Source organism: Huijunlia imazamoxiresistens, from assembly GCF_037132455.1.
Classification (GTDB): domain Bacteria; phylum Bacteroidota; class Bacteroidia; order Chitinophagales; family Chitinophagaceae; genus Flavisolibacter; species Flavisolibacter imazamoxiresistens.
On sequence record NZ_JBBBEI010000009.1, the window covers coordinates 63,093 to 74,372 of the forward strand.

7 protein-coding genes are annotated in these 11,280 nt (G+C 57.1%); all 7 read left to right on the top strand.

Going from position 1 to position 11,280, the window contains the following annotated elements:
* Nucleotides 1-107 precede the first annotated feature (107 nt).
* Nucleotides 108-1,901, top strand: coding sequence for a hypothetical protein (locus V9K67_RS12920; RefSeq protein WP_336723078.1), 1,794 nt, complete (start codon nucleotides 108-110; stop codon nucleotides 1,899-1,901).
* Nucleotides 1,902-1,908: 7 nt separating this feature from the next.
* On the top strand, nucleotides 1,909-3,414 hold the full coding sequence (locus V9K67_RS12925; protein WP_336723081.1) for a glycoside hydrolase family 28 protein: 1,506 nt from the start codon (nucleotides 1,909-1,911) through the stop codon (nucleotides 3,412-3,414).
* Nucleotides 3,415-3,704: 290 nt separating this feature from the next.
* Nucleotides 3,705-5,312, top strand: a complete 1,608-nt coding sequence (locus V9K67_RS12930; RefSeq protein ID WP_336723082.1) for a glycoside hydrolase family 28 protein — start codon at nucleotides 3,705-3,707, stop codon at nucleotides 5,310-5,312.
* Between the two features lie 11 nt (nucleotides 5,313-5,323).
* Nucleotides 5,324-7,615 (top strand): GH92 family glycosyl hydrolase, encoded by a 2,292-nt coding sequence (locus V9K67_RS12935; RefSeq protein WP_336723084.1) that lies wholly within the window; start codon nucleotides 5,324-5,326, stop codon nucleotides 7,613-7,615.
* A 33-nt stretch (nucleotides 7,616-7,648) separates the two neighbouring features.
* The gene (fucP, locus tag V9K67_RS12940) at nucleotides 7,649-8,932 is read left to right on the top strand and encodes an L-fucose:H+ symporter permease (protein ID WP_336723086.1); all 1,284 of its coding nucleotides are present in this window, start codon (nucleotides 7,649-7,651) and stop codon (nucleotides 8,930-8,932) included.
* Nucleotides 8,933-8,957: 25 nt separating this feature from the next.
* Nucleotides 8,958-9,827, top strand: a complete 870-nt coding sequence (locus V9K67_RS12945) for an ROK family protein (protein ID WP_336723087.1) — start codon at nucleotides 8,958-8,960, stop codon at nucleotides 9,825-9,827.
* Nucleotides 9,775-11,280 (top strand): glycoside hydrolase family 2 protein (locus tag V9K67_RS12950; protein WP_336723089.1); only part of this gene is annotated, 1,506 nt, incomplete at its 3' end. The genes V9K67_RS12945 and V9K67_RS12950, both read left to right, overlap by 53 nt.

Here is an 11,280-nt window from a genome sequence, read left to right on the forward strand (position 1 = left end):
TGTCGGATGTCGGATTTCGGAACCCTTGAGCGCAGAAGGAGTCTTTCTCCTTTCAAGGGGATCCGAAATCCAACATCCGACATCCGAAATTCCTAACGCTTGTTATTATGAAGAAAATAAATCGTGGCACCTTTTTGAAGCAGGCGGCAAAAGCCGGCGTCTTTGCCTGGATCAGTCCTTCCCTGATCGCACAGGCGGCAGCGGCCCGTCCTTCGCTTTCGCTAGGAGACCTGATGCACCGGCTGGTAACGGCCAACGACGCACAGGTGGAAAAGCTGCTGCAAACGGAATTCGAGATCAAAGATTTTACCCGGAAGGTGGTCCACGACTTCACCGTGCTGGCCGCCTCTTACTGCTGCGCCACCTCCCGCTACTACCGCAGCGAAAAGCTGTTGGCGCCGCTCCGCAAGCTGTCGCAGCATATGTTGCGGGCCCAAACGGCAGACGGCACCATCAACGCCGGCAACCTGGAATCGCCGCCCGACACGGGCTTTATCGTGGAGATCGTCACATCGGCCGCCTTCCCGCTGCAGAAAGAAAACGGCGAAGCCCTCCGCGAAGTCAACAACAACCTCAAAACCTTCCTGCAAAAGGCCGGCAATGCCCTGGTCGTGGGTGGCGTGCATACGCCCAACCACCGCTGGGTGATCAGCGCCGCCCTGGCCAGGATCAACGCCCTGTACCCGGACAAGCGATACGTGGACCGTATCGAAGACTGGCTGGGAGAAGGCGTCTACATCAACAGCGACGGCAACTACCCGGAACGAAGCCGCATCTACTCCTTCGTGGAAAACAATGCGTTCCTGACCATCGCCCGCCTGCTGCCCCGGCCCTCCCTGCTGGAACCGGTGCGGAAAAACCTGGCCACCACCTATTATTACATGGAGCCGGACGGCGAACTGGTCTCCAATGATTCGCGCCGGCAGGACCAGTATCCCGGGCACCCCGACAGCAACTTTGTGCTGACCATCCTAAACTATTACATGCTGTACCGCTACATGGCCATCCGCGACAAAAACGGCACCTTTGCCGACCTGGTCCGGAACATGGAGCGCATGCCGGGATTTGAAGAACGGGTGCTGCACCGGGGCCTGATCCATTTCCTGGAAGATCCCCTGCTGCAACAGGAGCTCCCGGCCGCCAGCCCGCTGCCCATCCGCTATGAAAAAGTTTTTTCCCAGTCGCACCTGCTGCGGATCCGCAGGGATCAAACCACCACCACCTTCTTCGGCGGCGTCGACTGGCCGCTGGTGATCGCCTCCGGCCACTCCAGCAGCCCCGATTTTTATGCCTACCGCAAGGGCAAGGCTGTTTTGAAATACATGCGCCTGTCCACGAACTTTTTTGGCATGGGCTACTTTTACAGCGAGGGCCTCAAAAAGGAGGGAAACGCCTACGTCCTTTCCAAAAAAGTGACGGCGCCCTACTACCAGCCGCTGCCCAAAAAGTTCCGCAACGAGCAGGGCGACTATACGTTAACGGAAAGCACCGACGGCCGCTTCTGGAGCAAGATGGATTTCCAAAAGCGCCCCGTCAGCAATGTAAAGGCCCTGGACACCTCCGTATCCCTGACCGAAAACAACGGCAGCAATGAGCTGACCATTGAAGTGAAGGGGCAGCAGGGCGTGCAGGTGACCCTGGAATTGTGCTTTAAAGAAGGAGGGAAGCTGACCGGACTGTCCGGTGAAGAAAACGGCGCCAGCTTTTTGGAACAAGGCATGGGCCTGTACGAGCTGGACGGAGATACGATCCAGTTCGGGCCGGGAGTGCGGATGCATTCCTCCGTACGGAACCTGGAAGGCGAACGCTACAGCACGCACTTCGGCAGCATGCGCACCGACGGCATGTATGTGTATCTTACGGGCATTACCCCTTTCACCCACAAGCTAAAATTCAGCTGATCTTAAAATGATGAAACATACAGCCTTACTCGTGCTGCTGGTGGCGCTCCTGGCCGTTTCGTTCCGCAAGCCGGAAGGCACTTCCGGCTCCCCCGGCCAAAGCAGCGTACAGCAGCGGGTGTTTTCCATAAAAGAGTTCGGAGCAGTGGGCGACGGCAAAACCGACGACGCAGGAGCCATCCAGAAAGCCATCGATGCCTGCAGCGCCGCCGGCGGCGGCCGGGTGCTGGCGCCTGCGGGGGCCACCTACCTGGCCAGCCCCTTCGACCTGAAATCCTTTGTGGAGCTGCACGTGGAGACCGGCGCCCGCATACTGGCGAACCCCGATGAAAAAGTTTATGTGAAAAGCGCTTTCCGCGCCAACAAGGGCGAAGGCACCATCTGGATCGGCGGAGAGAACATCGAGCAGGTGACCCTGAGCGGCGGCGGCATCATCGACGGCAACGGCATTTCCTTTATGGGCGCCGAGCTGGACGACTCCTATGTGCTCAAACCCTTTACTGTCGTGGACCCGAGGCCGCACCTGCTGACGATCGTTGGCGGCAAAAATATCCGGATCCGCGACCTGCACATCCGCAACTCCGCTTACTGGACGGTCCACCTGGTGGGCTGCGACGACGTGGCCATTTCCGACATTACCCTGCTCAACAGCCTCAAGGTGCGCAACAGCGACGGCATCGACCTCGACCACAGCAAGAACGTACGCATCACCAATTGCTATATCGAATCGGGCGACGACTGCATTTGCTTGAAAAACCGCCGGGAGTACGAAGAATTCGGCGTCTGCGAAAACATTACGGTTTCCAACTGCACCATGACCTCCCGCTCCTGCGCCATCAAGATCGGCAGCGAGAACATGGACAGCATCCGCCACGTGGTGTTCGACAACTGCATCATCAAAAAGAGCAACCGCGGCGTGGGTATCCAGAACCGCGACGAAGGGACGGTGACCGATGTGCTGTTTTCCAACATGATCATCGACAGCCACCTGTTTTCCGACGTATGGTGGGGCAAGTCGGAGCCCATTTATGTGACTGCCTACCGCCGTGCGCCGGGCAACCATAAAGATGCCAACTGGCGCTTTGCCAAGGGCCAGACACAGGGCCGCGTAGGGGCAGTCAGCAACATTTTTTTCAGCAACATCAAGTGCACCGGCGAGAACGGCATCTATGTCAGCGGGGAATCGGCCGACAAGATTTCCGGCATTTATTTCGACCAGGTGGATATCCGCATCCATAAAACCACGCAGCACGAGGGTGGGGTGTACGACCGCCGCCCCAGCGAGGTGGAAGGCATGGTGAAAGGACGCACCTCGGCTTTCTACCTGGATAACGCCGACGGAATTACCATAAGAAACAGCTCGGTGCAATGGGGCGCCAACAGGCCCGCCTATTTCGCCCACGCCCTGGAAACCCATAACGTAAGCGGCTTAAAGCTGGTCAACTTCGACGGTCCCTCGGCGGCTCCCCATAAAATAAAAGCGCAACTGCATTTTGCAACAAACAAGCAGTAAGCAAGCTGTATGGAGAGTCGTATCTCATATTTGTTCATGGCTTTCGGCTCCGTAGGAGCCACCTGTTTATAGAAAATCCAAGATGGAGGAACCTTGCTCCGTAGGAGCGCCCTGTGCAGCACGGAGTATTCCCTTCCTGTAAAGGAACCCTCTGTTCTGCACAGGAGGCTCCTACGGAGCCCGGACGTTCCAATTGATGGTTTCTATAAACAGGAGGCACCTACGGTGCCCAGGTACCCCACTTGCAAATTGTAGTACGCAAAGAATTTGAACTTAGAAGGCTCAGGAAAATGAAACATTTTTTATCCACGATCGTCGCTCTCTGCTGCACCACCGCCTTGCTGGCGCAGCAACAGGAATTTCCGATTGAAAAATACGGCGCCGTTGGCGACGGCCGCACCCTCAATACCGTAGCCGTTCAGAAAGCCATTGATGCGGCTTCCAAAGCCGGCGGCGGAAGGGTAGTGGTCCCCAAAGGCTCCTTCGTAACGGGCGCCCTGGAACTGAAATCCGGCGTGGACCTGCACCTGCAGGAGGGCGCCGTGATCCTCGGAAGCGACAAGCGGGCGGATTATGAAGGGGTGAAGCACCCGGCGCTGATCCTGGCCGTAAAGCAGCAGGGCGTTTCCATCACAGGCAACGGCATTATCGACGGGCGGGGACGCGAGCTGATGAAGGATATTTTCAAACGCCTGCAGGAAGGCACCCTGGCCGATAAGGAATGGCCGAAGAAAAGGCCGGGCGAAGGCACCCGCACCAACCTGCTGTACCTGGAAGAGTGCACCGGCGTGCAGGTACGCCAGGTTTTGTTGAAAGACGCCACCAGCTGGGTAACCCATTACGAACGCTGCCGCAATATCGTGATCGACGGCATCCGGCTGGAAAGCAGGGCGTACTGGAACAATGACGGCATCGACATCGTGGATTGCAAAAACGTACGGATCACCAATTCTTCCATCAATAGCGCCGACGACGCCATTTGTCTGAAATCGGTAACCCCCGGCGAATGTTGCGACGGTGTTTACGTGGAAAACTGCACGCTGCGCTCCAGTGCCAACGCCTTCAAATTAGGCACCGGTTCCAGGGGAGGTTTCCGAAACATTACGGTAAAAAACCTGAGGGTATACGATACCTATCGTTCCGCCATTGCGCTGGAAGCGGTGGACGGCGGTTTTTTGGAAAACATCGATATCCGGCAGGTGACGGCGAAAAATACCGGCAATGCCATCTTTATCAAATCGGGCCACCGCAATAACGATCGGGTGTATTCCGCCATCAAAAATATCGTCATTAAGGATGTAACCGTGGAAGTGCCTGCAGGCAAGCCGGATGCCGGCTACGAAATGGAAGGGCCCCTGTTAAAATACCCGCCCGGCACGGTTCCCGTAAACAATAAACTGGTCAGCGTATCGCCCTGGAACCATTCGTACCCCGATTCGACGGCGGTCCTTTATCAACACAACATTTTCCCTTCTTCCATCAGCGGCCTGCCCGGCCATCCCGTTAAAAATGTTTTGCTGGAAAACATCACCATCACGTATGCGGGCGGAGCGAAGAAAGAAGTGCATTATTTCCCGCCGGATTCCCTGCACCTGGTGACCGAGGCGGAAAAAGATTATCCCGAATTCTCCATGTTCGGCGAGCTGCCCGCCTGGGGCTTTTATGTACGGCATGCCGAGGGGATCCGGATGAAGAACATTAAGTTGATCAGCAAAGAAGCCGACTACCGGGCAGCCCTGATCGCGGACGATGTAAAAGGCCTCCAACTCCATACCGTCTCCATTCCCCGGTCCACCGGTCTGCCCGTGATTATTTTAAACAAAGCAGCGGGAGCTGCCCTGGAAAAGATCGTATTGCCGGTACGCCCGGAGATCGGGATCCGGCAAACCCCCAACTGATAAAGAATACTATGCGAACGTTTCGTCATTCTATAATTACCGCCTGTTTGTTCACGCTGATGCAACCGGCAGGCGCGCAAAGTTTGTTGCCCTACGTGCAGCCGATGTCCGGCACCGCCGGCAGCACCACGCCTGCCGCGGAAAAGCACAGCGAGGCGGGGGGAACCGAGAAAAACGCCAATACCATCCCTGCCGTAGGCTACCCGTTCGGCATGACGCAATGGACCCCGCAGACAAGGCTGACCGAGAACAAATGCATACCGCCCTACTTCTATAAGGACAGTATGCTGAACGGCTTCCGGGGCACGCACTGGCTCAGCGGCTCCTGCACGCAGGACTACGGCAGCTGCACCATCATGCCGGTGATGGGAAAGCTGCGGACAAGGGTGGAAGACTATGCCCTCCCTTTCGATCATAAAAACGAAAAAGCTTCCCCGGCAACCTACAAGGTGCACCTGCCCGCGGCCCAGCTGACCGCGGAAATGAGCACCACCCTGCGTTGCGGCATCATGCAGTTCACGGCACACCGGGCCGACAGCCTCTACCTGCTCATTCTGCCCAACAGCGACGAAGGACAAGGTTTTGTGCAGGTGGACCGCCAGAAAGGCGAAGTAAGGGTATACAACCCCGTGCACCGCATCTACCAGGGCTGGGGCCAGCCCGCCGGCTTCAACGGCTGGTTTTATATAAAAATCGAAAAGGCGGTAGCGGCCAGCGGCGTATTCAGCGGCGCCGAAGTCTTTGACCGCGACAGCATCCGCGACCAGAAAGACATCGGGGCCTTCGTGGGCTTTAAGCTCAATAAAGGCGAGCAGGTACGCATCCGGATCGGCACCTCCTTTACCGGCTTCGAAGGCGCCCGCGCCAACCTGCAGCACGAAATACCTTCCACGGACTTTGCCGCCGTGGCCGCCAACGCCCAAAAAACCTGGGAGGCCGCGCTGGGACAGGTAAGGGTGCAAACGGACAATGAAAAAGACAAGCGCATCTTTTATACGGCTATGTACCATGCGCAGCAGCACCCGCGGCTGTTCAGCGACGTGGACGGAAGCTACCCGCAGTTCTCGGGTAACTACCAAATAAATAAAATGCCGGCCGGGCACTATTACGACGACTTTTCCATGTGGGACATTTACCGCGCCCAGCTGCCCCTGCTGGAGATCCTGCAGCCCACGCTGGTGAACCGCATGGTGCAGTCGCTGGTCCTGAAGGGCCGGCAGGGCGGGTGGCTGCCGATCTTCCCGTGCTGGAACAGCTATACCGCCGCCATGATCGGCGACCATGCGACGGCCTTTATGGCCTCGGCTTATGCCAAAGGCATCCGCGACTACGATGTGCAGGAAGCCTACCGCCTGATGCGCCGGAACGCCTTCGATACCGCCGGCCGCACCGACTACGTCAACGGCAAGGGCCGCCGGGCGCTGGACACCTACCTCCGCTACGGCTATATTCCCCTGGAGGACAGCGTGCCGGAAGCCTTTCATAAAAAAGAGCAGGTGAGCCGGACCCTGGAATATGCGTACGACGACTATGCGCTGGCTTCAATGGCCCGCTCCCTGGGCAAGCAGGATGACTATTTGGCCCTGAAGCAGCGGGCCCTCAATTACCGCAATGTCTTTGATACCGCCAGCGGCCTGGTACGGGGCAGGCATGCCGACGGCAACTGGATCACTCCTTTTTTACCCGACAACCGAGAACCCTATATCACCGAAGGCACACCCCGCCAATACACGTTTTACGTGCCGCAGGATATCCCCGGGCTGGCGGGCCTCATGGGCGGACGGCAGCAGCTGGAAGCTTCGCTGGACAGCCTTTTCGGGAAAAACGAATACTGGCACGGCAATGAACCCGGCCACCAGATCCCCTTCCTGTACAACTACACCCCTTCGCCCTGGAAAACGCAGCAGGTGGTGCGGCGCATCCTCCGCGAAGAATACAGCGACGGCCCCGGCGGGCTGAGCGGTAACGACGATGCGGGCCAGATGAGCGCCTGGTACCTGTTCGCCGCCCTGGGGCTGTATCCCACCGACCCGGTCTCGGGCAACTACCAGCTGTGCGCGCCCCTGTTCGACCGCGTGGCGATCGGGCTGCCGGGAGGAAAAACCTTCCACATGGTGACACACAAGAGCAGCAAGGACGCCGCCTATATTTCGGCGGTAAAATGGAACGGTAAAACGTATGCGAAGAATTACATAGGGCATTTAGATATCACAGCAGGCGGCACGCTTGAATTCTACCTTCAGAAGATGCCCCATAAAGGCTGGGGCGGCAATGTAGCCAGCCAGGCCCCCGGACTCCAATAACCAACGAACTTTTAACGATTAAAACAATAGCCAGTGAAACAGAAAGCAGCGCTCACCGAAAAACGGTTTGTAGTCACCTTGATTTTCGTCACCTCTTTATTCATGCTGTGGGGCATCGCCATCACCATGGGCGACGTGCTGAACAAGCACTTCCAGAACGTATTGCACGTGTCCAAGGCCCAGAGCAGTTATGTGCAACTGTCGATTTACGGCGCCTACGCCGTCATGGGCATCCCGGCCGGGCTGTTCATGAAGCGCTTTGGCTACAAGAACGGCGTGTTGCTGGGCCTGTCGCTCTATGCCACCGGCGCCTTCCTGTTCGTGCCGGCCGCCAACGCCGGCTCCTTCGGCTTTTTCCGCCTGGCCCTGTTCGTACTGGCCTGCGGCCTGGCTACCCTGGAAACGGTAGCGCATCCCTTTGCCGCCTCCCTGGGCGACCAGCGCACCAGCGACCGGCGCCTCAACTTCGCCCAGTCGTTCAACGGCCTGGGTGCCCTGATCGGGCCGTTCATCGGCAGCTATTTCCTGTTACGGGCGGGGGAGCAGGGCGCCGCCGGCGAACTGGCCTCCGTAAAAATGCTGTACACGGTGATCGGGTCGGTGATCGTGCTCCTTGCGCTGGCCTTTGCGTGCGTCAAAGTTCCGAAGCTGGCCGATCCGCATGCCCCCCTGGAGGCCGATGCCCTTCCTGCCGAAGTGAGCGAAATTCTTAATCCTTCCCCCCAACTGTTTCAACGGCGCCATTTCGTGTGGGCGGTGCTGGCCCAGCTGGTCAACGTAGGAGCGCAGGGCGGCGCCTGGGCCTTCTTTATCAATTACGGCGTGGAGAAGATGGGCTTTTCCGACGAAAAGGCGGGCTACTACATGATCCTCTTTATGGCCATGATGATGGTTGGCCGGTTTCTGGGCACTTTTCTGATGAAATACATTGCACCCAATAAGCTGCTGGCCGTCTATGCCCTCGGCAGCATCCTCAGTTGCCTGGTGGTAGCGCAGAACTGGGGCTGGGTATCCTTTGGCGCGCTGATGATGATCAACTTTTTCTCCGGCATCATGTTCCCCACTATCTTCAGCCTGGGGTTGAAGGACCTGGGGGCAAAAGCGCAGCAGGCCTCTTCCTTTATCGTTATGGGCGTTGTCGGCGGGGCCATCTTCCCCCGTTTCATGGGCGTGGTGGCCAACCACGATGTGGGCCAGGCCTATTACCTGCCGATCGTATGCCATATCATCATCTTTTTATTCGCCTTTAAATTTTACCAGGTGCGCCGGCAAAGAACGGCAGTCCGCAAGGCAGCCGTGGCGGAACTAATCCCTTAAACGCACCAGCGATAAACTAAGGATCATGAATTCATTCGTTATAGGCGTGGACATCGGCGGATCGCATATTACGGCGGCGGTCATAGATATCGAACATCGGCAGATTTTGCCCCACACTATTTGCCGCCGGGCGGTGGACGCCACCGGTGCTGCGGCATCCCTCATCGCCGGCTGGAGTGCGGCCATCAACAAATGCAGGGAAACCATCGCTTCCCTGGATATTTTTATCGGCATCGCCATGCCGGGACCTTTCGATTATGACAACGGCATCTCCTATATCAGGGAACAGGACAAATTCAAAACACTTTACGGGGTAAATGTGAAGGAGGCGCTGGCGGAATCATTGGAAATTCCTCCTGCTCACATCCGCTTCCTGAACGATGCGGCAGCCTTCCTGGAAGGGGAGGTATTCAGCGGCGCCGTAGGAGGTCATCAAAGCGCCTTTGGCATTACCCTGGGCACAGGCTTTGGTTCGGCCTTCTATAAAGATGGGGAGGCCACCGATGCCAACCTGTGGTGTGCGCCCTTTAAAGAGGGTATAGCCGAAGACTACTTTTCGACCCGCTGGTTCCTGCAGCAATATACCCGTAAAACGGGCAGGCAGGTCAGCCATGTGAAGGAACTGGCCCAGATGTACCCGCAGGATTGGACCGTGAAAGTGCTGTTCCGGGAATTTGGCGAGAACCTGGCGTCCTTCCTGCTGGAAACTTTTTCAAATGAACTGCCCCAGGCAGTGATCCTGGGCGGAAACATTTCCCGGAGCTTCGATTATTTTTATCCCTTTTTGCAAGAAAGCTTAAAGAAACAGATGGCGGATGTCGCTGTCAAGAAATCAACATTGTATGAAAATGCTTCCCTCCTGGGTGCGGCCAGCTGCTGGTCGGAACAGGTGTAATGACAAAAAGCGCCCGGCAGCCGTATGGCTGTCCCTGGCGTTATTGCTGAGAATTGCGCCGGTAACGGCACAAACGGCGGATGCCGCCCCGATCCCGGACCTGCCCGCCGAAATCGAAAACCCGGAGTGCATCGGCCTCAACAAGCAGCCGGCCCATGCCACCCTAATGCCGTATGCCGACCTCCAGGAAGCGCTGAAAGCGGACCGGTATACTTCTTCTTACAGTAGGAGCCTGAACGGCTCCTGGAAGTTCAACTGGGTGGCCCATCCCAAAGACCGGCCGAAGGAGTTTTACAAAGAATCCTTTTCGGTTGCCGGGTGGAAAGACATCGCCGTGCCCTCGAACTGGGAAATCAAGGGTTACGGCACCCCCTTTTACCGGAACATCGGCTATACGTTTTACAAAGACTTTCCCCACGTGATGACGACGCCCCCGGAATATTTCACGGCCTTTAAGGAACGCAACCCCGTGGGCAGCTACCGGCGGAATTTCGAGGTGCCGGCGAACTGGAACGGCGGCCGGATTTTTCTGACCTTTGACGGGGTGGATGCCGGCTTTTTTGTCTGGGTCAACGGGCGCAAGGTGGGCTACAGCGTCAACAGCCGGAACGCGGCGGAATTCGACGTGACCGATTTCGTGCACAGCGGCAGCAACACCGTTGCCGTGGAAGTTTACCAATATACCTCGGGAAGTTACCTGGAGGACCAGGACATGTGGCGCCTGCACGGCATTTTCCGCAACGTCACCCTCTGGCGGGCGCCGGAGGTGCACATCCGGGATTTTTCCGTGACCACCGACCTGGACCAGGCGTACAAGAACGCTACCGAATACATTGTAACAAAGATTAAAAATTACGGCCGCAGCGCTACCAGGGCACGGTCGGTACAGGCTTCCTTATACGATGGCGACAAGCTGGTAACGACCGCTACGGCATCCGTAAAAGCCTTAAGGCCGGGAGAGGAAGCGGAAGTGAAATGGAACTTTCCTGTAAGTAACCCTTCCAAGTGGACGGCGGAAACGCCCCACCTGTATACCACCGTACTGCAGCTGAAGGAAGGCGGAAAAATCACCGAAACGGTGTCGACACGCACCGGTTTCCGGGAAATCGAGATCCGCAAAAAACTGTTTCTGGTCAATGGTGTGCCGATCAAATTGAAAGGCGTGAACCGCCACGAGAACTGGCCGGAAGAAGGCCATGCCATCACCCGGGAACAGATGATAAAGGATATCGAAGTGATCAAGCAGGGCAACTGCAACCACGTACGCACCGCCCACTATTCGGATGATCCTTTGTGGTACGAGCTCTGCGACCGTTACGGCATTTACCTGGTGGCGGAAGCCAACGTGGAATGCCATGGGTTACGCAACCGCTTCAACGAAGAACCTACGATGAAGGCCGCCATCGTGGACCGCAATACGGCCAATGTCCAAAGCTTTAAGAACCATGCGTCC